This window comes from Streptomyces sp. NPDC053665, assembly GCF_055585285.1.
In genome coordinates this window covers 73,981-95,198 of record NZ_JBVJKK010000002.1, presented here as the reverse complement: position 1 = coordinate 95,198, position 21,218 = coordinate 73,981, and the positions used below count along the sequence as shown (strand labels likewise).

The window sequence follows — 21,218 nt, the reverse complement described above, 5'->3', positions numbered from 1 at the left end:
CGCCCGCGCGCCCGGTCTGCACGGGGGACGGACCGTTGTCACAGGAGGGCCCATGTCGCTTCCGGAGATCGTCTCGCGCGAACAGTGGCGCGCCGCGCGCGCCGACCTGCTCGTCCAGGAGAAGGCCGCGACCCGCGCGCGGGACGCGCTCAACGCCGAGCGGCGCAGACTGCCCATGGTGGAGGTCGCTCAGGAGTACGTCTTCGAGGGCGGCGACGGCAAGGCCACCCTGCTCGACCTGTTCGAGGGCCGGCCCCAGCTCGTGGTCTACCACTTCATGTTCGCGCCGGAGTGGGACGCGGGCTGCCGCAGCTGCTCCGCGTTCCTGGACCAGATCGGGCACCTCGCCCATCTGAAGGCGCGCGGTACGTCCTTCGCCGTCGTGTCCCGGGCGCCGTACCCGAAGATCCTTCCCTTCAAGGCGCGGATGGGCTGGACGCTGCCCTGGTACTCCTCGAACGGCAGCGACTTCAACCGGGACTTCGAGGTGACCCTGGAGCACGAGGGCGAGCCGGTCGAACGACCGGGCCTGAGCTGCTTCCTGCGCGACCGCGACCGCGTCTTCCACACCTACTCGACGTACGAACGCGGCCTCGACGGGCTCGGCTCGACCACCAGCCTGCTGGACCTGACCGCGCTCGGCCGGCAGGAGGAGTGGGAGGAGCCCGAGGGACGCGCCTCGGCCTGCGGAGCGCCGGCGGGAAGCGAGCGCGTCCGGTATCACGACGAGTACGACGACTGACACCCGCAGTGAGCAAATCAGCCAAGCGGCTGAGAACTTCCTCACACTTCACGGTGAACGCGTGTCGATAACGTCTCAGAACCGTCACTTCGCGAGCCGTTCACCCCATGGTTGGCGTTTAACTACACGAGTACAGCGCTACATGGAGGTGCAGGGTGAACGGGCGAACAGTGCTCGAGCGCTTCCCCGCCGGCGGACCGCGAGGCTCCTGGCCTGCGGAGGAGTTCGCGCAGGCGCGGCGTCTGGAGGGCATGCCCGCCGAGGTCGTGATGGACCTCGCCACGGACATGTTCCTGGTGATCGTCCGCAGGGGTGACGCTGCCGACGCCACCGCCTGAGGCGCGTCAGCCCGCCTTGGGTGCCGGCACCTTCCTCACCGGTGGCACCGCCGTGGCCGACGGGGAGAACTGCTCAGCCTGGAGCGCGTACAGCTCGGCGTAGAGCCCGCCCGTCGCCAGCAGCTCGTCCGGCGTGCCGGACTCCACCAGCCGGCCCTGGTCCAGGACGTGCACCAGGTCGGCGTGGCGCACCGACGCCAGCCGGTGCGTGATCAGCACGACCGTCTGGCCGCTGTCGGCCAGGGCGCGGATCCGCTCGAAGACCTCCAGCTCGGCCCGGGCGTCCAGGGCCGCCGTCGGCTCGTCCACGATCAGGATGCGGCCGCGGCGGTAGGCCGCCCGGGCGATGCCCAGCCGCTGCCACTGGCCGCCCGACAGCTCGTGCCCGCCGCTGAAGTTGCGGGCCAGCAGTGTGTCCAGCCCTCGGGGCAGGTCGGCCACCACGGGCTCGGCCCCGGCCTCGGCGATCGACGCCGCCAGCCGCTCCTCGCTCACCGGGGTGGAGGTGCGGCCGAGGGCGATGTTCACCCGGGCCGTGAACGGCCACCGCTTGAAGTCCTGCGCCACCATCGCGATCCGCTCGGCCAGCCGGTGCCGGTCCGCGGTGGCCGCGTCCACGTCGTCCCACAGGATCCGGCCCCGGTCCGGCGTGTACAGCCCTGCCAGCAGCTTCACCAGCGTCGTCTTGCCCGAGCCGTTCTCCCCGACCAGGGCGACGATCCGGCCGAGCGGCAGGCTGAGCGACACGTCGTCCAGTGCGGGGCGGGCCGCGTCCCCCGGGTAGCGGAACGTGACGTTCTCGAAGCGGATCTCGCGGGGTTCCTCCGGCAGGGCCCGGCCGCCCTGCGGGATCGCCCGCTCGGCCGCCTCCGCGTACAGCCGGTGCAGGTCACCGACGAACAGGGCCTCCTCGTGCAGCGCGTTCACCTCGATCACGAGCGTGTCGAGGCTCTGCGAGCCGGTGCGGATCGCGATCACCGCCGTCCCCGCCACGGACAGGGCCATCGCCCCGGCCAGCAGCAACCCGCCGAGCGTCGCGTACGTCGCCACGGTGGCGACCCCCGTCCACGCGGCCGCGAACAGCCCGGTCCGGGCGGCGAGCCGGGCCAGCCGGGCCTGCTCGGCCTCGGCGGTCTCCGACATCGCCCGGAAGTGCCTCAGCAGGAAGCCGCCCACCCCGTGCACCCGGATCTCGGGGGCCGCCTCCGGCTCGATGAGCAGGCTGCCCAGCAGCCGGCCCGCCCGGGCGTGCTGCACCCAGGCGTGGAAGGACTCGTAGCGCCGCCGGGCCAGGGTCAGGGCGCTCCAGGCGCTCGGCAGGGTCATCGTGACCAGCAGCGGCAGCAGGGCGGGGTGCAGCACGGTCAGCACACCCGCCGCCGCGATCAGGGAGATCATCGCGTTGATCACGCGCGTCCCGTAGGAGATCATCCGGCGGGCTGAGGCGGCGCCGTACTGGGCGGTGTCCAGCAGTTTGTGGAAGGCGTGGTCCTCGATCGCGGACAGCTCCACGGCGGCGGCCCGTTCCAGGTACCGCTCGGTCGCGACCCGCTCCACCTTCGGCTCGAGACGGCCGGTGGCGTAGGTGCTGGCCGCCCGCAGCAGGGCCGCCACCAGCATCACGGCGGCGACCGTGACCAGGGCCGGGGCGGCCCCGCGCAGCCGCTCCTCGACCGGGCCGCCGCCCATCAGCCGGGCCAGCACGCTGTTCACGGCGAGCAGGCTCACCGCCTGCGCCACGCCCCGGCCCGCCTCGGCGGCCAGGACCGTCCGCGCGGCACCGGGATCGGCCTGCCGGGCGAGCCGGAGGCTGGACGCCAGCAGGGACGGCAACCGCCGGATCATGGCGCGGAAGTCCAGCTCCAGGAACGCGTCGGCGTGCTGGCTCCAGCCCATGTCGTAGCGCAGCGGCCCGCCGAAGAGCAGCCGCTCCGACTCGGACACCTCCGGCGCGGTCCGCTTCTTCGCCACCGTCGACCGACCTCCCGTTCGTGGTCCGCTCGGGTCCGCGCAGGTTCGTGCGCGGGTGAACGGTCACTATCGCGGGGGCCGAGCGGACCCGTGCAGGGCGTAGTCCGGGGCGCCGGAGGCGCGCGGGCGCACGGCCTCATGCCAGAAGGCACGGGGCGGCGCGGGAGGCGGGGGGTGGGGGTGACGGGCGCGGGGGTGTTGCGGGGGTCGGTCCTACGCGCTGACCGGTCGCGACCAGGACGGGGCGGTGCCGGTCACGCGGCACAGCGCCAGGTACAGGGGGATCGGCGGGGTGTAGGGCAGGGTGCCCTCCGGGCGGTGGACCAGTTCGGGCAGCCGCTCGGCGTCGGGGACGACCGCACCCGTGGCGTACTGCGCCGGGGCGGGCCACTCCAGTGCCTGGTCGGAGTCGGCCGGCACCAGCCACCACCAGTGCGCCCCGTCGGCGTAGACACAGCCCACGCGCGGCAGACGGGTCATGACCCGGTGGCCGAGACGGGCGGGCATCGCGACCGCGTCGCAGCCGAGCGGGGCCGTCATGCCCTCCGGCACGGGCAGCCGCAGGACCGGACCCGGCGCGCGCAGTCCGCGGCCGAGGCGGACCAGTGTGTCCAGGCTCAGCACGGGGCCGCCGCGCGGGGCGCTCACGCCGGCCCCCGCTCCGTGCGGCGCTCCTGTGCCGGGACATCCGGGGCACCGGAGGTGCGGCGCGACGCCTGGGGGTCGGGGCCCTCCCCGTCCTCCGGGTCGCCGGAGGCGCCCCGCTTGGGGCGGGTGCCCCAGCCGAGGTCGTTGCGCGGTTCGTCACGGGGCGGAGCCGTGCGGTGGCGGTCGGGTTCGTCCCGGCCCGGGGCGTCCGCGGGGCCGTCCTGGTGGCCGGGCTCCCCCCAGCCGAGGTCGTTCCACGGCCCGGTGGGGTCGGTGGAGGGGTCCGCCTTGCGCGGCAGTTCGGCCCAGACCAGCAGTCCCGGGCCGTGCTCGTGCGCGCCCCAGGCATGACAGAGGGCGTCGACGAGAAGCAGTCCCCTCCCGTGCTCCTCCTCGGGCCGGGTACGGCTGGCGGCGTGGGGCTGGCCCGGGGCGCAGCCCTCGTCACGCACGGCTATGCGCACCAGGTCGTCGCCGTCGTGCAGCTCGCACACTATGTGGGTGCTCGCCGTGTGCACGATGGCGTTGGTGACCAGCTCGGAGACCACCAGGGCCGCGCTGTCGCACGTGTCCTCGCACACCGACCAGCCGGTCAGCCGGGCCCGCGTCAGGCGTCTGGCCTGGGCGGGGGAACCCGGATGTGCGGCCAGCTCGAAGCGGAACCGGCGCTGGGCAGCGGCCCCGAGGGGGTCTGCTCCGGCACCGAGGCCGGGAAGGCCTGCGGCGGCGTCTGTTCCTAAGGGCGCGGACGGAATCACGCTTGCCACTATCTCCCCGGCGTGAACACTTGGCAAGTGTCACTCTGAAAATTGCAGAGTGCTGTGTGACGGTCTGGAACGGCGTGGCACACTGCTCGCAACAGCACCCCGCGCGGCGCCAGTTGAGATCGTCGAAGATCCGTTCGAAAACCCTGTTCGAACATGCTCTCCGACGGGTTCTCGAAGGGCGCCGCCGGGCTGTCAGCGTGCTCGAACGGCCGATTCGTCAACAGTGTGGAGGTGGGGCGTGAGCGAACCGCGGTCCGCACCGACGGTCGGCCAGGTCGTCCTCGGCCGGCGCCTGCTCGACCTGCGCGAACGCGCCGGGATGAAGCGCGAGGAGGCCGCCCGCATCCTGCGCGTCGCCCCCGCCACCGTCCGCCGGATGGAGATGGCCGAGGTCGCGCTCAAGATCCCGTACCTGCAGCTGCTGCTGAAGGCCTACGGAATCTCCGACGAGGAGGCCGAGGCGTTCGTCCTGTTGGCCGAGGAGGCCAACAAGCCCGGCTGGTGGCAGCGCTTCCACGACATCCTGCCCGGCTGGTTCTCGATGTACGTGAGCCTGGAGGGCGCGGCCAGCGTCATCCGCAGCTACGAGCCGCACTTCGTCCCCGGGCTGCTGCAGACCGAGGACTACGCGCGCGGCGTCCTGCGCTCCGGAGCCATCGGCCAGACCCGGCCCGAGGACATCGAGCGCCACGTCGACCTGCGCATGCAGCGCCAGGACCTGCTCACCCGCGAGGACGCGCCCCGGCTGTGGGTCGTGATGGACGAGACCGCCCTGCGGCGTCCGGTCGGCGGCCCCGAGGTGATGCGGGCCCAGATCGACCGGCTGCTCGAGGCCACGCACCTGCCGAACGTGACGCTGCAGGTGGCGCCGTTCGCCAGTGGTCCGCACCCGGGGACCTACGGGCCGTTCGTGCTGTTCCGGTTCGCCATGCCCGAACTGCCGGACATGGTCTACAGCGAGTACCTGACCGGCGCCGTCTACCTCGACGCGCGCCCGGAGGTGGCGACCCACCTCGAGGTCATGGACCGCATGGCGGCGCAGGCCGCCACGGCACATCGCACGAAGGAGATCCTCCGGGATCTCCGCAAGGAGCTGTGAATGGATCGCATCAAGCCGCGCAAACACGTCTACAACGGCATGCCCGCGCGCGACTTGGGCAGCGAAGGCTGGCACAAGCCGTGGAGCGGGGGGAACGGGGGGAACTGCCTGGAGGCGATGAAGCTCGCCGACGGCCGCATCGCCGTCCGCCAGTCCACCGACCCGGACGGGCCGGCGCTGATCTACACCACCGCCGAGATGACGGCCTTCATCGAGGGGGCGAAGGCGGGGGAGGCGGACTTCCTGCTGTCCTGACGCGACCGGCTCTGCTCCCGGTCGGTCCATCGCTGTCCGTGTTCCTCTCCGGTGCCTCTCTCGTGTCCCTATCTCTGCTCCCTCTTGTTCCCTCTCGTGCTGAACAGCCGGTGCCGCATTGACCATCCTCTGCGCCTTATGGAGTGCCTCATGACCGGGCAGGACCCCACGTCGGCCACGCCGATCGACACCACCAGGCCGCATCCCGCGCGGATGTACGACTGGTACCTCGGCGGCAAGGACAACTACCCGGTCGACGAGGAGATGGGACGCCAGATGCTCACCCTCGACCCGAGGGTGCCGGTGATGGCGCGCGTCAACCGCGCCTTCATGCACCGGGCCACGCGCTGGCTCGCCGGCAAGGGCGTGCGCCAGTTCCTCGACATCGGCACGGGCATACCGACCGAGCCGAACCTCCACCAGGTCGCCCAGCGGGTCGCGCCCGACGCCCGGGTCGTCTACTGCGACAACGACCCCATCGTCCTCGCGCACGCGGCGGCGCTGCTGCGCGGCACGGACGAGGGGACGACCGAGTACCTTCAGGCCGACGTCCGCGACCCGGACGCCATCCTGGAGGGCGCCCGGAAGGTCCTGGACCTGACCCGGCCCGTCGCCCTGTCGCTGATCGCGCTGCTGCACTTCGTCCCCGACGAGGACGGCGCGCACGAGCTGGTCGGCCGGCTGCTCGCCGCGCTGCCCTCCGGCAGCCACCTGGTGATGACCCACGCCACCTCCGACTTCACGCCGGAGGAGTCCGCGGCCGCCACCGAGAAACTGCGCGCCGCCGGTGTCACCCTCGCCCTGCGCAGCCGGGAGGAGTTCACCCGCTTCTTCGACGGTCTCGAACTCGTCGAGCCCGGCATCGAGGTCCCGCACCTGTGGCATCCCGAGCTGGGCGAGCCCGTGCCCGGGCAGGACGACGGGATCATCCCGGGCTACGGGGCGGTGGCGCGCAAGCCGTAGCCGGGGCGGGGGTGGCCGCGTCGGGGCGGCGGGCGGGCACGCCGTATGGGTGGGGCATGGCGGCGGTGGTGCGCTCCGCACGGGCGGTCACGGCGGTGTACGCCGCACCGGCCGGTCACGGCGATGGCAGTGCACGCGCACGGGCGGCATGGCGGCGGCCGTGCGCGCCGCACGGGCCGGTCACGACGGCAGTGCACGCGCGGGGGCGGGGCACGGCGGCGAGTGCGCGCGCACGGGCGGAGCAGCCGCGGCGCACGCCGCACCGGCCTGTCACAGCGGTCGGTCCTGTCACAGCGGTCGGTGTGCACACACAGGCGGGTCACGGCGGCGGCAGGGCGCCGCACAGTGCCTCCAGGGCCGCTCCGTAGGCGTGTTCGGAGGGCGTCGCGTAGCCGACGACCAGGCCGTCGGCCGCCGGCATGTCCGTCTCCGGGTGCCGGAACGCGGCCAGACCGTCGAGGGCGACGCCCTGCCACGCGGCCGCCTTGACGGCGGACGCCTCGCTCCCGGGCGGCAGGCGCAGCACCGCGTGCAGCCCCGCGGCGACGCCGGTGACCTCGATGTGCGGCGCCTGCCCGGCGAGCGCCGCGACGAGCCGGTCCCGGCGGCGGCGGTAGCGCTGCCGCATCCGCCGGACATGCCGGTCGTAGGCGCCCGACACGATGAAGTGCGCCAGGCACAGCTGGTCCAGGACACTCGCCCAGGCCTCGCGCTCACCCTTCGCCGCCAGGACGGCGTCGACCAGCCGCTCCGGGAGCACCATCCAGCCGAGCCGGACCGCCGGAGACAGGCTCTTGCTGACCGAACCGAGGTGGATCACACGCTCCGGGTCGAGGCCCTGCACCGCGCCGACCGGCTTGCGGTCGTACCGGAACTCGCCGTCGTAGTCGTCCTCCAGGACCAGCCCGCCACGCGTGCGTGCCCAGTCGATCACGGCGGCCCGGCGCGCGGCGTGCAGCGGCCCGCCGGTCGGGAACTGGTGCGCCGGCGTGAGCAGCACGGCCCGCTCGCGCCCCAGCCGGTCCACCCGGGCGCCGTCCTCGTCGAGCGGGAGCGGCACCGTGCGCACCCCGGCCGCGGCCAGCACCTCCCGGTGGAACCCGAGCCCGTACGCCTCCACGGCCAGCGGCCCGCGCAGGACGCCCCCGCCGAACAGCAGCCGCAACGCGTGCGCGAAACCCGAGCAGATCACGATCCTGCCGGGCTCCGTGCGCACACCACGCGCGCGTGCCAGGTACTCGGCGAGCGCCTCCCGCAGCTCGGCACGCCCCGCGGGGTCACCCGGGCCGAACACCTCGCCGGGCGCCCGCTGCAGGGCCCGCCGGTAGGAGGCGAGCCAGGCGGTGCGCGGGAACGCGGAGCTGTCCGGGCTGCCCTGGCGCAGGTCGTGCCGGGGGCCCTGGGCGCGGTGCGGCGACTTCTTCGGCGTGCGCGCGGTGGGCCGCAGCGGCTCGGCACGCTCCGCGACCCGCGTCCCCGACCCCTGCCGGGCGGTCAGCCAGCCCTCGGCGACCAGCTCGGCGTAGGCGTCCGCGACCGTGTTCCGGGCGACACCGAGGTCCGCCGCGAGCGAGCGGTACGGCGGCAGCCGCGTGCCCGGGGCCAGCCGCCCGTCACGCACCGCGCCCCGCAGCGCACGGATCAGCGCGGCGCGCCGGCCGCCCGGCCCGGTCAGCTCGAGGTGCAGGTCCGACCCGATCGGCTCCGCCCGATTGACCCATGAATCCGTCACGGGAATGCACCCTACAGCCGGTCTTTGCGGCCCATAGCCTGAACGCATGACGACGAAACCCGGCACGACCACCACCGAAGTCGCCGCTCCCCGGCCCGAGTTCGCCAAGAACGCGCCCAAGGCCTTCCGGGCGCTCATCGCGTTCGACGCCGCGGCCCGGGAAGGGCTCGACCCCGCCCTCGTCGAACTGATCCAGATCCGCGCCTCGCACCTCAACCACTGCGCGTACTGCCTCCACATGCACACCAACGACGCCCGCAAGGCCGGCGAGAGCGAGGACCGGCTGCACATGGTCGCCGTGTGGCGCGAGGCCCGCCCCTTCTTCACCGAACGCGAGCAGGCGGCCCTCGCCCTGACGGACGCGGTGACGCGCGTGGCCGACGCGGGCGTCCCCGACGACGTCCACAACGAGGCCGCGGCACACTTCGACGAGCGGGAACTGTCCCAGATTCTCGCCCTGATCTGCGTGATCAACACCTGGAACCGGGTGGCCCTGGCCACCAGGAAGGCGGCGGGCACGGACGAGCGGTGAGCGGGGGCCGGCGGGGGAGCAAGGCCCGCGGGGGCGGGGAAGCGGGGGGTTCAGACCGACATGGGCCGGTCGAACGGCCCGATCGGAGCCGGCAGGACCGAAGCACCCGTCAGATGACGGTCCACGGCAGCCGCCACCGCCCGCCCCTCGGCGATCGCCCAGACGATGAGCGACTGCCCCCGGGCCGCGTCACCCGCGGCGAACACACCGGGCACGTTGGTGGCGAACTCCGCGTCCCGCGCGATCGTGCCGCGGGGCTCCAGCTCCAGTCCCAGCTGGTCGACGAGGCCGTCGTGCCGGTCCGGGCCGGTGAAGCCGAGGGCGAGCAGCACCAGGTCGGCGGGGAGCGAACGCTCCGTGCCGTCCACCGGGCGGCGCCGCGCGTCCACCTCGACCAGGTGCAGCGCGCGCACCCGCCCGTTGCCGTCGCCCTCGAAGCGCAGGGTGGACGCCGCGAACAGCCGGGCGTCCGCGTCCGCCAGCGGAGCGGTGCGCAGGTCACGGGCCTCCTCGTGCGCCGCGGACAGCCGGTAGAGCCGCACCGGGTACGTCGGCCACGGCTCGCCGTCCTCGTCGCGCTCCCGCTCCGGCAGTGCGTAGATGTCCAACTGCGTCACCGACGCGGCACCCTCCCGCACGGCGGTGCCCAGGCAGTCCGCACCCGTGTCACCACCACCCACGATGACGACGTGCCGTCCGGCCGCCGACAGCGGGGACGCCGCCAGGTCCCCCTCGCGCACCCGGTTGGACAGCGGCAGGTACTCCATCGCCTGGCAGACACCCGTCAGTTCCCTTCCCGGGACGGGCAGTTCGCGCCACGCCGTCGCGCCCGTGGCGACGACCACGGCGTCGTAACGGGTCCGGAGCTCGTCCGCGTCGATGTCCCGTCCCACCGAGGTCGACGTGCGGAACTTGGTCCCCTCGGCCCGCATCTGCTCCAGCCGCCGCTCCAGATGGTGCTTCTCCATCTTGAACTCGGGGATGCCGTACCGCATCAGGCCGCCCAGCCGGTCGTCGCGCTCGTACACCGCCACCGTGTGCCCGGCCCGGGTCAGCTGCTGGGCCGCGGCCAGGCCCGTCGGGCCCGAGCCGATCACCGCCACCGTCCTGCCGGACAACCGCTCCGGTGGCCTCGGCGGCGCGAAGCCCTCCTCCCAGGCCCGGTCGGCGATCGCGCACTCGACGTTCTTGATCGTGACGGCCGGCTGGTTGATCGCCAGCACGCAGCCCGCCTCGCACGGCGCGGGACACAACCGCCCGGTGAACTCGGGGAAGTTGTTCGTCGCGTGCAGCCGGTCCGCGGCCGCCCGCCAGTCCCCCCGCGCCACCAGGTCGTTCCAGTCCGGGATCAGGTTGCCCAGCGGGCAGGCGTCGTGGCAGAAGGGGATGCCGCAGTCCATGCACCGGCCGGCCTGCCCGCCGACGATCGGCAGCAGCGCTCCGGGGACGTACACCTCGTCCCAGTCCCGCACCCGTTCCTCCACCGGCCTGCGCGGCCAGTCCTGCCGGGGCGTGGTCAGGAAACCCTTGGGATCGGCCATGGCCGTCTTCCTTGCGTGTGCGGGTGACGGGCCGTGCGTCGTCGGGCGGCGCTCCTTTCGCCACGATACGTCCGCGTCCGCCCCGGTGCCCGCCGCCGCGTGCGCTCAGGTGAGGGCCAGCACGTACGACAGGGTTGCTCCCGCCGAGGCGAGGGTGCGCAGGTGGTTCCACCGCGTCCACTCGCGCACGTAGACCGGCCAGTACGCCGCCGCCCGGGGCGACCCGGGTTCGAGGCGGGCCAGTGTGTCGTTGCGCGGCACGTTCGCCGCCACGGTGAGCCCGAACGAGCCGAACAGATACAGCGCGCTGCCCACCAGCGCCTCCACCGTTCCCCGCTCCGGCCGCAGCACGAGGGTCACGACGGCGATCACCGCGCACAGCACGGCCGTGCCGAGGAACACGATCATGAAGGGCGGTCGCACCGCCGCCCTGTTGATCGCCTGCATCGCCGCGGCTCCCCGCTCCGGTGGAAGGGCCGCGAGACCCCGCATGACGAAGGTCGAGAAGCCGCAGAACACCCCGGCCACCAGACCCGTCCCCAGCACTGCCAGCACTCCCAGCACCGTCAGCGCGGTGTGCGGTCCGTCGATCATGTCCTCTCCCACCCGTCGGGGCGGATGCCGTCCGCCGCTCCGCCCGCACACCAGTGAACGGCCTGACGGCTCCCGGGGCCATGGCCGAGCGGCACAGAGCCATGCGCGAGCGTCCATCACCCGATGACTTCCCGGTGGCCGAGGGGCCGGGTGGTCTCGTCCTTCGTCCCGGCGAACGCCGGGGGCGGGAGGGGCGTCCTCACCCCGCCGAGCCCAGCCCCGCTCCTGACCAGCTCCGCAACACCGTCTGCACCGCCGGGGCGATCCGCCGCCGGGCCTCCTGCCGCGGCACTCCACTCATCAGCAGCCGGTCGTACGGCGTGTCGAGATGCCGCACGGAGGCCACGACCGCCGCCGTCACCGCCTCCTCCGACAACGCCCGCCCCGCCGCACTGCGGCCCACCCGGCCGCTGCCCCGCTCCGAGGCGTGCGCGGCGACCGCCAGGGCCCGCTCGGCCGGGCACCCGGGGAACAGCCGCAGTATCTCCGCCGCGAACGCCCGCGCGAACAACGCGTCCTGAGCCGCCCGCCGCCGCGCGTCCCGCGTGCGGCGCCGACGCCGTGCCTCGGCGTCCGCGAGGCACCGCTGCTCGGCCCGGGCGAGCGCCGCCTCCTCGACCAGGACACCCTGCCGCTCGTAGCGGTCCTTGCGGCGGTTGAACCGCACCACCACCGCCGACAGCGAACTCTCCTCCCGGGCCCGGCGCGTCAGCGCGGTGTCGCCGCTCGGCAGGAACACCAGATGCCCGAGGTCGGCGCAGTCGAGACAGCGCGGAGCACCCTCCTCGAGGGCGAGCAGCGGCAGGGGGCCGCGCCGGCACTCCGCGCAGTACCGCCGCTTGAGCGGCTGGAAGGCGACCAGTCCGCCGAGGGGCGGGAGCGTCACGCGGGGGACCATGAGGAGTTCATTCCCTCTCACGCGGTGCCCACCACGTCCACGGCACGAAACCCGCCCGATCAGGCAGCGCGACCGGGCCGCCGCCCTCCCGGCCGCCCCCCGAGCCCTCCCGCTCGCGCGGGGGCCAGTGATGTTCGCGCCGCCTCCCCTGTCGCTTCCTGACGCATCATGGGCCGTGTGCGACTCGAAGCGATCACCTGGGACCGGCTTGGCGACCTGCTCGCCGAGCGCCTGCTCGAACTGAAGCCCGCCGACGGCAGTCCCTGGCCGCGTGTCGCCTTCGACGGTGCCCCCGCCGCCCGCCCCGGCGACCTCGCCCGGCGCGTCGGAGAGGCGCTGCGCGTACGCGGCCGTCCCTCGCTCGTCGTCGGCACGGAGGACTTCCTGCGCCCCGCTTCCGTGCGTCTGGAGTACGGCCACCGGGACGTGGAGGCCTACTACGGCGGCTGGTACGACACCGGCGCCCTGTGGCGCGAGGTGTTCGGCCCCCTCGAAGCCGAGGGCGACGGGCGGGTCCTGCCCGACCTGTGGGACCCGGCGACCGACCGCGCCACGCGCACCCCCTACGTCCAACTCCCGCCCGGCGGCGTCCTGCTGCTGCACGGTCCCTTCCTCCTTCGGCACTGGTTCCCCTTCGATCTCAGCGTCCACGTCCTCCTCTCCCCGGGCGCCCTGCGCCGCCGTACACCCGAGGACGAGCACTGGACCCTCCCGGCCTTCGAGCGCTACGAGCAGGAGACCGACCCGGTCCACACGGCCGACGTCCTGGTGAGGGCGGACGACCCACGGCACCCCGCGTGGGGCGGCTGAGCGGGTCCGGCCGACCGCGGCCGTGTCGCGGGCACCGGCCGAGCGAGACGTCCCCGGGCCTCGGAGCGGCAGCGGGCGGGTGCGCCGACGGCCTCCGTGTGCGGGCCCCTCGGGGCGCGGCGAGAATGGAGGGCCGGGACTCGCGGCGCGTCCCGCGCCGCACCGGCCGTCCGGCACCGGGAGGCAGCCCATGACCACCGCCGGAGACATCATGCACCGCGGCGCCCAGTGGATCCCCGCGCACGAGACCCTCGACCGCGCCGCCCAGCTCATGCGCGAGCTGAACGTCGGTGCCCTGCCCATCAGCGACGAGGACGAGCGGCTGTGCGGCATCCTCACCGACCGCGACATCGTCGTCGGCTGCGTCGCCATGGGGCACGACCCCGCCCGCGTCACCGCCGGCGACCTGGCCAAGGGCACGCCCCGCTGGATCGACGCGGACGCCGACGTCAGCGAGGTGCTCCACGAGATGCAGGAACACCGCATCCGCCGGCTCCCCGTGATCCAGGACAAGCGCCTGGTCGGCATGATCAGCGAGTCCGACCTGGCCCGGCATCTGACGGACGGCCAGATGGCCTCCTGGGCGGAGAGCGTCTACGCCAGGACCACGGCCTGACCCGGTTCAGAGCCAGCCGGTGCGCCGGAAGGTCCGGTACAGCGCCAGGCAGGCGACGGATATGACGGAGAGGACCATGCCGTAGCCGTACCGCCAGTGCAGCTCCGGCATGTGGTCGAAGTTCATGCCGTAGACCCCGCACACCATCGTCGGCACGGCGACGATCGCGGCCCACGCGGTGATCTTCCGCATGTCCTCGTTCTGCGCGACCGTGACCTGCGCGAGGTGCGCCTGCAGGATGGAGTTGAGCAGTTCGTCGAAGGCGGCGATCTGCTCCTTCGCCCGCAGCAGGTGGTCGGCCACGTCGCGGAAGTACGCCTGTATCTCGGGGTCCACCGCCCGCAGCGGCCGGGTGGCGAGATCCTCCAGCGGCCGGCTGAGCGGCACCACCGCCCGCTTCAATTCGAGCAGTTCCCGCTTGAGCTGGTAGATGCGCCCGGGGTCCGCCCGCGCCCCGGTCTCCGCGAACACGTCCGTCTCGACCTGCTCGATGTCCAGTTGCACCGCGTCGGTGACGCTCAGGTAGTCGTCCACCACGTGGTCCGCGAGGGCGTGCAGCACCGCGGACGGGCCCTTGGCCAGCTGCTCCGGCTGCGACTCCAGCTCCTCGCGCAACGGCCCGAGTGAGCCGTGCCTGCCGTGCCGCACGGTGATGACGAAGTCGTGCCCGACGAACACCATGATCTCGCCCGTGTTCACCACCTCGCTGGTGGCGGTGAGTTGCTCGTGCTCCACGTAGCAGACCGTCTTGAACACCGCGAAGAGCGTCTCGCCGTACCGCTCCACCTTCGGACGCTGGTGGGCCTCGACCGCGTCCTCCACCGCCAGCGGGTGAAGGTCGAAGAGCTCGGCGATGCCCGCGAACTCGGCGTCCGTGGGCTCGTGCAGACCGAGCCAGACGAACCCCTCCCGGTGTTTGCGCACCCGCTCCACGGTCTCCACCAGATCGCCGCGCGCGGTCACGCGCACGCCGTCCCGGTACGTCACGCAGTTGACCACCGAGGAGCCCAGGGGGGACCGTGCGGGGTGACTCAGGTCGACACGCGGACGCCGCCGGGCCAGACGGGCCACCTTGCGCAGGCCGCCGACCCTGCCGAGGCTCGTGACCTTCCGCAGATTCCCTGCCATGGACATCCGGATCTCCTTGCGTGGACTTCTCGCGCCGTCCTGCGCCTTGGCGCGCCAGTCTGCCAGCCTCGGGCGAACGGTGTGCGGGCCTGTGGACAGGGCTCGTTCCGCTTGGTTCCCGGCTGTGGATAACCAGGTCGCGGCGGCCGTGAGTCCTGACATGACGGCCTCGACACGACGGCCTGGACACGACGGCCCCGACACCGATGGGCCCCGACGCGACAGCCCCGGCACACCGATCGCTTCGACGCCCGGCGGGTGCCACGCGGTTCTCCGCCCCGGAGCGTCGACCGGTACGACAAGTAGCGTCAAATGGGATGATCCCGGCATGACGCACACCGACGGACACCTCCTCGACGACCGGAAGCACGAGGCGGTGGAGCACTTCAGCGCCTTCGCCGCCCTCTTCGACCCCACGACGTTCCGGCACCTCGACGCCCTCGGCGTGGGGTCGGGCTGGCGGTGCTGGGAGGTCGGCGCCGGCACCACCGTCGTCTCCTGGCTCGCCAAGAAGGTCGGCCCGACCGGACGCGTCGTGGCGACCGACACCGACACCGCACGGCTCGCCACCGCCGCCCGGCCACCGGTCGAGGTGCGGGTGCACGAACTCGGCGCACAGGACCCGCCCGGGGAGGGTTTCGACCTGGTGCACGCCCGGCTCGCCCTGGTCCACGTCACCGACCGGGAGCGGGCGTTGCGGTCCATGGTCAGGGCGCTGCGCCCCGGCGGACGCCTCCTCGTCGAGGACGCCGACCCCGCCCTCCAGCCCTTGCCCTGCCCCGACGAGCACGGCCCCGAACAGCAGCTCGCCAACCGGCTGCGCCAGGGCTTCCGCAAGCTCCTCGCCGAACGCGGCACCGACCTCCCCTGCGGCCGGGCCCTCCCTCGTCTCCTGCGTGAGGCGGGCCTGGGCCGCGTCCAGGCCGACGCCTATTTCCCCCTGGCCTCGCCGGCCTGCGCCGCGTTGGAAGCCGTCACCATGCGCCAGATCCGCGACCAGCTCGTCGGCGCCGGTCTCGCCACGGAGCAGGAGATCGACCGGCACCTGTCGAACGTCACGTCCGGCACGCTCGACCTGACGACGGCTCCGATGATCTCGGCGTGGGGGCGCAAGCCGTAGCCGGGCGGCGGGGAGACGTGCCGCGGGCGCGGAGCGCCTCGGCAGGCGCCCGCGCGCGAACCCGCACCGCCTCGGCAGGCGCCCCCGCACACCTGCCCGCACCTCACCCGCTCGCCGGCGGTCTGCCGCCCACCCGCTCCACCGCGAGCGCACCGGCCCGGCACCCCTGCGCCGCGGCGTCCTCGGGACCGGCTCCCGCCAGCAGAGCGGCGAGGAACCCGCCGGTGAACGCGTCACCGGCACCCGTGGTGTCCACGGGCGCCGCCGGTACGGCCGGGACGCGGGCGGTCACCTTCCCCGCACGCGCCACGAGCGCCCCCACGCAGCCCTGCTTGATCACCACCAGCGGCACGCGCAGGCTCAGCTCGGCCGCCGCGCCGGACGCGTCACCGAGCCCCGTCAGCAGGCACGCCTCGTCCCGGCTCGGCAGCAACACGTCCACGCCGTCGACGAGCGACAGGGACCGCGCCGGGCCCAGAGCGGCGAGGAAGCCGGCCGACGCGGGATCCACGCTCACCGGCACTCCACGCGCGCGTGCGGCCCGCAGCGCCACCGCCACCAGCGCCCGGCTCGGTTCGGAGAACAGGAGGTAGCCCGAGAGGTGCAGCCGGGCCACCCCGTCGAGCAGCCCGTCCGACCAGTCGGCGGCGTCCAGCCGCAGTGACGCGCCGCTGTCCGTCAGGAACGTCCGCTCCGCCGCCGCACCCTCGTCCACCATGCAGATCACCGTGCCGGTGGGCACTTCGGCGTCGACGACGAGCCGCGGACGCACCCCGCGGGCCACCAGTTCCCGTTCGTGCCACGCGGCCGCGTCCGCGCCCACGCGCCCCAGCAGCCGCACGTCGGCCGCTCCTTGGTGAGCCGCCCAGCAGGCGACGTTGGCCCCGGCCCCGCCCGGCACCGTGCGGATCGACGCGGCCGTGTCCGTACCGGCCGCCAGCGGACCGCGGTGCCGGGCGACGACATCGGTGATGACGTCCCCGACGACCAGCAGGGCCCGCCCCTGAGTGGGGCCCCCTGTGTCCGCACCGACCGCCGCGGCCGGAGTGCCGTCCCCCTCGGTCTTCGCGGCGCCGGTGCCGCCCGTTTCAGCCCTCGCAGAGGCGGTGCCACCCGCTTCAGCTCCCGGGGAGGCGGCGCCGGTCGCTTCAGCCCCCGCAAAGCCGGTGCCGGTCGCGTCGGGCCTCCCGGAGTCCCGGCCGCCGGCGCCGGACGCCGCCGAGCGGCTGGCCGCGCTCATCCCCGCGCCCAGGCCGCCGCGATCCGGGCCGCCAGGCGCACATTGCCGCGCACCGCCGCCAGGTTGGCGCCGAGAGACGCCCCGTCGGTGTGCCGGACCAGGTAGTCCAGCAGGAAGGGCGTCACCGCCTGCCCGGTGACGCCCTCGGTCTCGCAGGCGTGCAGCGCGTCCTCGAGCACGCGCGCGTGCAGGTCCGGGTCGAGCTGCTCCTCCTCGGGGACGGGGTTGGCGACGATCAGCGCGGAATCCGGCCCCGCGAGCCCGTCCTGGGCCCGCATCACGCCCGCGACCTCCTCGGGCGTCCGCAGTGTCCAGTCGACGGGATGTCCCGAGTCGGAGAGGTAGAAGCCGGGGAAGCGGTCCGTGCCGTACCCGGCGACCGTGACGCCCAGCGTCTCCAGCCGCTGCAGGGTCGCCGGCACGTCCAGGATCGACTTCACACCGGCGCACACCACGGTGATCCGCGTGCGCGCCAGCAACCCCAGGTCGGCCGACTCGTCCTGCGTCACCGTCCACTCCCGGTGCACTCCGCCCAGCCCGCCCGTCGCGAACACCCGCACGCCCGCCAGGGCGGCGAGCAGCGCCGTGGCCGACACCGTGGTCGCCCCGCTCGCACCCGACGACACCGCCGGCGGCAGGTCGCGGTGGCCGAGCTTGCGGATGCCGTCCTCGTTGGCGACCCGCTCCAGTTGCTCCTTGTCGAGCCCGACACAGGGCCGTCCGTCCAGCACGGCGATCGTTGCGGGTACCGCCCCCTCCTGCCGCACGACCGACTCCAGCTCCCGCGCGACCTGGAGGTTGCGCGGCCGCGGCAGGCCGTGGGCGATGATCGTGGACTCCAGGGCCACCACCGGACGCCGCTCCTCGATCGCCGCCCGTACCTCTTCCGACACCACCAGCACCACGCGCCCGCCTCCTGTCAGTCGGCCAGTCGGTTCACCCTCATCCCTGGCGAGCGGCGCCCCGGGCCAAACCCCGGGGTCCGGACGGGTCCTCCCCACCTGCGGTGCTCTCGCGCGCGGTTCCGGCCCTGCCCGAAGCCCGAGCCCCCCGCCCCACGGGCCGGGCCCTTGCGAGTCGCGTCCGCGATCAAGGAGTCTGGGACGCATGACGGATCACACGCCGCGTCTCGACCACGTCGTCCTCTGGGTGCGCGACCCTGTCGCCGCCGCGCGCTTCTACGAGGGGGCGGTCGGCCTGGAGCCCGTGCGGCTGGCCGAGTTCACCGCCGGCGAGGTGCCCTTCCCGTCGGTTCGCGTCAACGCCGAGACCCTCCTCGACCTCATGCCGCTGACCTTCACCCCGCGCATGACGATGCTGCCGGGCTCCGTCGAGAGCGCCGGGCACCCCGTGAACCACGTGTGCCTGTCCCTGCCGCGCGGCGACTTCGACGCCCTTCTCGACCGGCTCCGGGAGCGCTCGGTCCCCGTGTCGGAGCCGTCGTACGACTCCTTCGGCGCCCGCGGCAGTGCCACGCGCAGCTTCTACTTCCGCGACCCGGACGGCAACGTGCTGGAGGCCCGCCACTACGACTGACCGCGCGCGCCCGCGCTCAGAACAGCGGCTCGGGAAGCACCCCTTCCAGGGCGAGCAGCTGCCGTTTGGTCTCCAGGCCGCCCCCGAAGCCCCCGATGCCTCCGCCGCTCTCGACGACCCGGTGGCAGGGGACCACCACGGGCAGGGGATTGGCGCCCATCGCCATCCCGACGGCCTGCGCGGCACCGGGCTGCCCGACCCGGCCGGCCAGATCGCCGTACCCCACGACCGTGCCGTACGGGACGCCGGAGGCCAGCTCGCGCAGCACCTCGCGGGGGAAGCCGGAGATCAGCGACCAGTCCAGCGGCAGGTCGAAGACGCGCCGCTCACCGGCGAAGTAGGCCTCGAACTGGCGTATCGCCTCGGCCAGCAGCGGGGAATCGGGCGCCTCGACGGGCTCGGTGCCCAGTCGCGACGCCAGCCGCTCGACCGCGCGGTCCCGGACCGGGTCGGTGGCGTGGAAGACGACGTTGACCAGGCCGTCCCGGCCGGCGGCCAGCAGCAACGGCCCGATGCGGCTCTCGACGACCGTCCACTCCACCCGTGGCCCGGCCTGCCCCTGACTGTCCATGCGCCCACCGTACGACGCGCCACCGACAACGCCGGACGGCGCGGGCCACAGGGCCGGCGCCCGGTCACCCGCCCACGGCGTCCCGCACCACGTCCGGCCGGTTCGTGAGGATCCCGTCGACGCCGTACGCGGCGACCCGGCGGGCCGTCGTCGCGTTGTCCACGGTCCACACGAAGACCTTCAAGGGCCGGCCGTGCGGTCCGGAGAACGACTGCACCGAGGCCACGTAGGCCGGCGAGAGCGAGCTCACCGACGGGTTGACCTGGTCGGTGAAGCGGGCGTAGTCGAGCAGTTCGGACACCGGCGGTGTCCCGAGGACCGCGGTCCGCACCGAGGGCCTCAGCTCGTGCACCGTCCGCACGCTGTCCGGGCTGAAGCTCTGCACGATCAGCCGGGCCGACACGTGCGACCGGTCCAGCCAGCCCTCGTTGCTGAGGACCTTCAGCGTCTGCCGCTCGATGCCCGGATACAGCTCCGGGTTCTTGATCTCCAGCACCAGTTTCTGGTGCCGGAGCTCCAGGCGGTCCACGAACTGCTCCAGCGTCGGCACGCGTGCGCCCGCGTACGCGGAGTCGAACCAGCTGCCGGCGTCCAGGCGGGCGATCTCCGCGGCGGTGAAGTCCTTCACCTTCCACGGCGCGCGGTCGGGGAAGACCTCCTCGGCGTCGGTGGTGCGCCGCAGATTGTCGTCGTGGACGACGACGAGCTCGCCGTCCCGGGTGCGCTGGACGTCGTTCTCCACCCAGCGGATGCCCAGCTCCGCCGCCTTGTCCACGGCGGCCAGCGTGTTCTCGGGCGCGTACGCGGAAGCCCCCCGGTGCGCGATCACCAGGGGCACCGGAGTGTCGTCGGCGGCCCGCGCGGGGGAGTGAGGGAAGAGGAGGGCGGCGGTCCCCAGGAGTGCTGTGGTCGAAGCGGCGACAACGCGCGCGTGCATGCGTACTCCTCGTGTCGAGCGGTCGGCGGCATCACGGACAGCACCACTGTGACAGCAGAGAGTCGCCGGCAGAGGAGCGCGAGATGGCCACACGCTGAACAGCGGGGGCCCAACTCCGCTCACTGGTACCGCACACCTGCGGCGGGGCCGTGTTTCTTTGCCGGAAAGTCGTTCGACCATTCCGGTGGGGGTCATACTCTTCGCGTCGACCCTGACCGCCCGTGCGGTCCCGGGAGGGGGGCGCACATCAGGTATTGCGGGAAGCAAACGGCGGGAAGGGCAGCCGCGCATGCAGGGCACGGTCGACGGATTCAGCTACGGCCTGGTCACACCCCTGGTGGCCTACCTCATGGCCTGCCTCGGCGGGGCACTGGGCCTGCGGTGCACCACCAGATCCATGCTCGTCACCCAGTCCTGGCGCCCCGGCTGGCTCGCCCTCGGCTCGGCCGCCATCGGCTCCGGCATCTGGACCATGCACTTCGTCGCGATGATGGGCTTCACCGTCCACGGCAGCCCGATCCACTACGACATGGCGATGACCTTCGCGAGCCTGGCCGTCGCGATCGTGATGGTGGGCGTCGGGATCTTCATCGTCGGCTACAAGGGCGCCCGCGGAACGGCCCTGTTCACCGGCGGCACGCTCACCGGCCTGGGCATCGCCTCCATGCACTACCTCGGCATGGCCGGTATGCGACTGCGCGGGCGGCTGGAGTACGACACCCTCACCGTCGGCCTGTCCGTGGCGATCGCCATGGGCGCCGCCACCGCGGCCCTGTGGGCGGCGGGCCAGGTGAGAGGGTGGCTGTGGAGCGTCGGCGCGAGCCTCGTCATGGGCCTCGCGGTGACCGGCATGCACTACACCGGGATGGCCGCCCTCGACGTCCACCTGCACGGCACCGCCGGGCCCGTCGCGGGGGAGTCGCCCGCCGCCCTGCTCGCCCCCATGATGATCGGCCCGCTCGCCTTCCTGCTGCTCGCCGGGGTCGTGGTGATCTTCGACCCGATGATGGTCATGGGCCGGCCTGCCGTCGTCGCCCCCGAGCGCAGGCCCGGCGTCCCCGCCCACTCCCGCGCCACCGTCCGGCACTCCGCCCGCCGCCTGCGTCTGCGACCCCACCGTCCCGCCGGGCACCGGAGCGCCCGCGCACCGCAGAAGCGCTGATCAGAGCTGGTTGTCAGT

General features: G+C 73.6%; 23 protein-coding genes. 11 read left to right on the top strand and 12 right to left on the bottom strand.

The features are described 5' to 3' along the window. Positions 1 to 52: 52 nt before the first annotated feature. Together ACZ6ZN_RS08015 and ACZ6ZN_RS08010 are read left to right on the top strand one after the other, a co-directional pair. Complete coding sequence (locus ACZ6ZN_RS08015) at positions 53 to 742, top strand: DUF899 domain-containing protein (protein WP_469644195.1); 690 nt, start codon at positions 53 to 55, stop codon at positions 740 to 742. A 155-nt stretch (positions 743 to 897) separates the two neighbouring features. Next, positions 898 to 1,080, top strand: coding sequence for a hypothetical protein (locus ACZ6ZN_RS08010; protein WP_369196318.1), 183 nt, complete (start codon positions 898 to 900; stop codon positions 1,078 to 1,080). A gap of 6 nt (positions 1,081 to 1,086) precedes the next feature. Here ACZ6ZN_RS08010 and ACZ6ZN_RS08005 read toward each other — a convergent pair whose 3' ends face one another. The 3 genes from ACZ6ZN_RS08005 to ACZ6ZN_RS07995 all read right to left on the bottom strand — a co-directional run bounded on the left by ACZ6ZN_RS08005 (position 1,087) and on the right by ACZ6ZN_RS07995 (position 4,466). Then, positions 1,087 to 3,051, bottom strand: a complete 1,965-nt coding sequence (locus tag ACZ6ZN_RS08005; RefSeq protein ID WP_469644190.1) for an ABC transporter ATP-binding protein — start codon at positions 3,049 to 3,051, stop codon at positions 1,087 to 1,089. A 213-nt stretch (positions 3,052 to 3,264) separates the two neighbouring features. Further along, entirely contained in the window at positions 3,265 to 3,699 is a 435-nt protein-coding gene (locus ACZ6ZN_RS08000; RefSeq protein WP_469644188.1) for a hypothetical protein, read from the bottom strand. After that, positions 3,696 to 4,466 (bottom strand): ATP-binding protein, encoded by a 771-nt coding sequence (locus ACZ6ZN_RS07995; protein ID WP_469644185.1) that lies wholly within the window; start codon positions 4,464 to 4,466, stop codon positions 3,696 to 3,698. Before ACZ6ZN_RS07995 ends, ACZ6ZN_RS08000 begins: the two co-directional genes overlap by 4 nt. Positions 4,467 to 4,704: 238 nt before the next feature. Between ACZ6ZN_RS07995 and ACZ6ZN_RS07990 the strand changes: the two genes are divergently transcribed. The 3 genes from ACZ6ZN_RS07990 to ACZ6ZN_RS07980 all read left to right on the top strand — a co-directional run bounded on the left by ACZ6ZN_RS07990 (position 4,705) and on the right by ACZ6ZN_RS07980 (position 6,783). After that, positions 4,705 to 5,565, top strand: coding sequence for a helix-turn-helix domain-containing protein (locus ACZ6ZN_RS07990; RefSeq protein ID WP_398111935.1), 861 nt, complete (start codon positions 4,705 to 4,707; stop codon positions 5,563 to 5,565). Next, on the top strand, positions 5,566 to 5,820 hold the full coding sequence (locus ACZ6ZN_RS07985) for a DUF397 domain-containing protein (protein ID WP_030246665.1): 255 nt from the start codon (positions 5,566 to 5,568) through the stop codon (positions 5,818 to 5,820). Positions 5,821 to 5,970: 150 nt separating this feature from the next. Then, entirely contained in the window at positions 5,971 to 6,783 is an 813-nt protein-coding gene (locus ACZ6ZN_RS07980; protein ID WP_398111934.1) for an SAM-dependent methyltransferase, read from the top strand. A 319-nt stretch (positions 6,784 to 7,102) separates the two neighbouring features. Here the strand turns inward: ACZ6ZN_RS07980 and pdxR are convergent, their stop codons facing one another. Then, positions 7,103 to 8,515: a MocR-like pyridoxine biosynthesis transcription factor PdxR gene (gene pdxR / locus ACZ6ZN_RS07975; protein WP_469644181.1), complete on the bottom strand. Its 1,413-nt coding sequence runs from the start codon at positions 8,513 to 8,515 to the stop codon at positions 7,103 to 7,105. Between the two features lie 46 nt (positions 8,516 to 8,561). Between pdxR and ACZ6ZN_RS07970 the strand changes: the two genes are divergently transcribed. Then, positions 8,562 to 9,047 carry a carboxymuconolactone decarboxylase family protein gene (locus ACZ6ZN_RS07970; RefSeq protein ID WP_469644178.1) on the top strand — a complete coding sequence of 162 codons (486 nt, stop codon included), beginning with the start codon at positions 8,562 to 8,564 and terminating at the stop codon, positions 9,045 to 9,047. A 50-nt stretch (positions 9,048 to 9,097) separates the two neighbouring features. Here the strand turns inward: ACZ6ZN_RS07970 and ACZ6ZN_RS07965 are convergent, their stop codons facing one another. The 3 genes from ACZ6ZN_RS07965 to ACZ6ZN_RS07955 all read right to left on the bottom strand — a co-directional run bounded on the left by ACZ6ZN_RS07965 (position 9,098) and on the right by ACZ6ZN_RS07955 (position 12,080). Further along, positions 9,098 to 10,588, bottom strand: coding sequence for a glutamate synthase subunit beta (locus ACZ6ZN_RS07965; RefSeq protein ID WP_469644176.1), 1,491 nt, complete (start codon positions 10,586 to 10,588; stop codon positions 9,098 to 9,100). Positions 10,589 to 10,693: 105 nt separating this feature from the next. Beyond that, the gene (locus tag ACZ6ZN_RS07960) at positions 10,694 to 11,182 is read right to left on the bottom strand and encodes an anthrone oxygenase family protein (RefSeq protein WP_469644174.1); all 489 of its coding nucleotides are present in this window, start codon (positions 11,180 to 11,182) and stop codon (positions 10,694 to 10,696) included. 199 nt (positions 11,183 to 11,381) lie between these two features. Then, complete coding sequence (locus ACZ6ZN_RS07955) at positions 11,382 to 12,080, bottom strand: DUF2293 domain-containing protein (protein ID WP_469644171.1); 699 nt, start codon at positions 12,078 to 12,080, stop codon at positions 11,382 to 11,384. A gap of 168 nt (positions 12,081 to 12,248) precedes the next feature. Between ACZ6ZN_RS07955 and ACZ6ZN_RS07950 the strand changes: the two genes are divergently transcribed. Together ACZ6ZN_RS07950 and ACZ6ZN_RS07945 are read left to right on the top strand one after the other, a co-directional pair. After that, positions 12,249 to 12,890: a nucleoside/nucleotide kinase family protein gene (locus ACZ6ZN_RS07950; RefSeq protein WP_469644168.1), complete on the top strand. Its 642-nt coding sequence runs from the start codon at positions 12,249 to 12,251 to the stop codon at positions 12,888 to 12,890. Between the two features lie 190 nt (positions 12,891 to 13,080). Further along, positions 13,081 to 13,506 carry a CBS domain-containing protein gene (locus ACZ6ZN_RS07945; RefSeq protein WP_398111927.1) on the top strand — a complete coding sequence of 142 codons (426 nt, stop codon included), beginning with the start codon at positions 13,081 to 13,083 and terminating at the stop codon, positions 13,504 to 13,506. A 6-nt stretch (positions 13,507 to 13,512) separates the two neighbouring features. Here the strand turns inward: ACZ6ZN_RS07945 and ACZ6ZN_RS07940 are convergent, their stop codons facing one another. Further along, positions 13,513 to 14,640, bottom strand: coding sequence for a magnesium and cobalt transport protein CorA (locus tag ACZ6ZN_RS07940; protein ID WP_398111926.1), 1,128 nt, complete (start codon positions 14,638 to 14,640; stop codon positions 13,513 to 13,515). Between the two features lie 322 nt (positions 14,641 to 14,962). Between ACZ6ZN_RS07940 and ACZ6ZN_RS07935 the strand changes: the two genes are divergently transcribed. Then, entirely contained in the window at positions 14,963 to 15,754 is a 792-nt protein-coding gene (locus tag ACZ6ZN_RS07935) for a class I SAM-dependent methyltransferase (protein WP_451879257.1), read from the top strand. A 103-nt stretch (positions 15,755 to 15,857) separates the two neighbouring features. Here the strand turns inward: ACZ6ZN_RS07935 and ACZ6ZN_RS07930 are convergent, their stop codons facing one another. Together ACZ6ZN_RS07930 and ACZ6ZN_RS07925 are read right to left on the bottom strand one after the other, a co-directional pair. Next, positions 15,858 to 16,994, bottom strand: coding sequence for a carbohydrate kinase family protein (locus tag ACZ6ZN_RS07930; protein ID WP_469644163.1), 1,137 nt, complete (start codon positions 16,992 to 16,994; stop codon positions 15,858 to 15,860). Continuing rightward, positions 16,991 to 17,899 carry a pseudouridine-5'-phosphate glycosidase gene (locus ACZ6ZN_RS07925; RefSeq protein WP_469644160.1) on the bottom strand — a complete coding sequence of 303 codons (909 nt, stop codon included), beginning with the start codon at positions 17,897 to 17,899 and terminating at the stop codon, positions 16,991 to 16,993. The genes ACZ6ZN_RS07930 and ACZ6ZN_RS07925 overlap by 4 nt, the downstream gene beginning before the upstream one ends. 202 nt (positions 17,900 to 18,101) lie before the next feature. On the opposite strand from ACZ6ZN_RS07925, the gene ACZ6ZN_RS07920 reads away from it, so the two are divergent. Beyond that, positions 18,102 to 18,530 carry a VOC family protein gene (locus ACZ6ZN_RS07920; RefSeq protein ID WP_469644157.1) on the top strand — a complete coding sequence of 143 codons (429 nt, stop codon included), beginning with the start codon at positions 18,102 to 18,104 and terminating at the stop codon, positions 18,528 to 18,530. Positions 18,531 to 18,546: 16 nt separating this feature from the next. Here the strand turns inward: ACZ6ZN_RS07920 and ACZ6ZN_RS07915 are convergent, their stop codons facing one another. Then, positions 18,547 to 19,101, bottom strand: a complete 555-nt coding sequence (locus tag ACZ6ZN_RS07915; RefSeq protein ID WP_469644155.1) for a methylated-DNA--[protein]-cysteine S-methyltransferase — start codon at positions 19,099 to 19,101, stop codon at positions 18,547 to 18,549. 64 nt (positions 19,102 to 19,165) lie between these two features. Continuing rightward, positions 19,166 to 20,038 carry a glycerophosphodiester phosphodiesterase gene (locus ACZ6ZN_RS07910; protein WP_469644152.1) on the bottom strand — a complete coding sequence of 291 codons (873 nt, stop codon included), beginning with the start codon at positions 20,036 to 20,038 and terminating at the stop codon, positions 19,166 to 19,168. A gap of 289 nt (positions 20,039 to 20,327) precedes the next feature. Between ACZ6ZN_RS07910 and ACZ6ZN_RS07905 the strand changes: the two genes are divergently transcribed. Next, on the top strand, positions 20,328 to 21,200 hold the full coding sequence (locus ACZ6ZN_RS07905; RefSeq protein WP_451879261.1) for an MHYT domain-containing protein: 873 nt from the start codon (positions 20,328 to 20,330) through the stop codon (positions 21,198 to 21,200). The last annotated feature ends 18 nt before the right edge of the window (positions 21,201 to 21,218 follow it).

What these genes read in the sequence shown, in the direction of transcription:
- ACZ6ZN_RS07935 (WP_451879257.1), top strand. Translation starts at nt 14,963, where the DNA reads ATGACGCACACCGACGGACACCTCCTCGACGACCGGAAGCACGAGGCG.
- ACZ6ZN_RS07955 (WP_469644171.1), bottom strand. Translation starts at nt 12,080, where the DNA reads ATGGTCCCCCGCGTGACGCTCCCGCCCCTCGGCGGACTGGTCGCCTTC.
- ACZ6ZN_RS07965 (WP_469644176.1), bottom strand. Translation starts at nt 10,588, where the DNA reads ATGGCCGATCCCAAGGGTTTCCTGACCACGCCCCGGCAGGACTGGCCG.
- ACZ6ZN_RS07940 (WP_398111926.1), bottom strand. Translation starts at nt 14,640, where the DNA reads ATGTCCATGGCAGGGAATCTGCGGAAGGTCACGAGCCTCGGCAGGGTC.
- ACZ6ZN_RS07915 (WP_469644155.1), bottom strand. Translation starts at nt 19,101, where the DNA reads ATGGACAGTCAGGGGCAGGCCGGGCCACGGGTGGAGTGGACGGTCGTC.
- ACZ6ZN_RS07970 (WP_469644178.1), top strand. Translation starts at nt 8,562, where the DNA reads ATGACGACGAAACCCGGCACGACCACCACCGAAGTCGCCGCTCCCCGG.
- ACZ6ZN_RS07905 (WP_451879261.1), top strand. Translation starts at nt 20,328, where the DNA reads ATGCAGGGCACGGTCGACGGATTCAGCTACGGCCTGGTCACACCCCTG.
- ACZ6ZN_RS07910 (WP_469644152.1), bottom strand. Translation starts at nt 20,038, where the DNA reads ATGCACGCGCGCGTTGTCGCCGCTTCGACCACAGCACTCCTGGGGACC.
- ACZ6ZN_RS07960 (WP_469644174.1), bottom strand. Translation starts at nt 11,182, where the DNA reads ATGATCGACGGACCGCACACCGCGCTGACGGTGCTGGGAGTGCTGGCA.
- ACZ6ZN_RS07930 (WP_469644163.1), bottom strand. Translation starts at nt 16,994, where the DNA reads ATGAGCGCGGCCAGCCGCTCGGCGGCGTCCGGCGCCGGCGGCCGGGAC.
- ACZ6ZN_RS07980 (WP_398111934.1), top strand. Translation starts at nt 5,971, where the DNA reads ATGACCGGGCAGGACCCCACGTCGGCCACGCCGATCGACACCACCAGG.
- ACZ6ZN_RS07950 (WP_469644168.1), top strand. Translation starts at nt 12,249, where the DNA reads ATGGGCCGTGTGCGACTCGAAGCGATCACCTGGGACCGGCTTGGCGAC.
- ACZ6ZN_RS08015 (WP_469644195.1), top strand. Translation starts at nt 53, where the DNA reads ATGTCGCTTCCGGAGATCGTCTCGCGCGAACAGTGGCGCGCCGCGCGC.
- ACZ6ZN_RS07920 (WP_469644157.1), top strand. Translation starts at nt 18,102, where the DNA reads ATGACGGATCACACGCCGCGTCTCGACCACGTCGTCCTCTGGGTGCGC.
- ACZ6ZN_RS07985 (WP_030246665.1), top strand. Translation starts at nt 5,566, where the DNA reads ATGGATCGCATCAAGCCGCGCAAACACGTCTACAACGGCATGCCCGCG.
- ACZ6ZN_RS07945 (WP_398111927.1), top strand. Translation starts at nt 13,081, where the DNA reads ATGACCACCGCCGGAGACATCATGCACCGCGGCGCCCAGTGGATCCCC.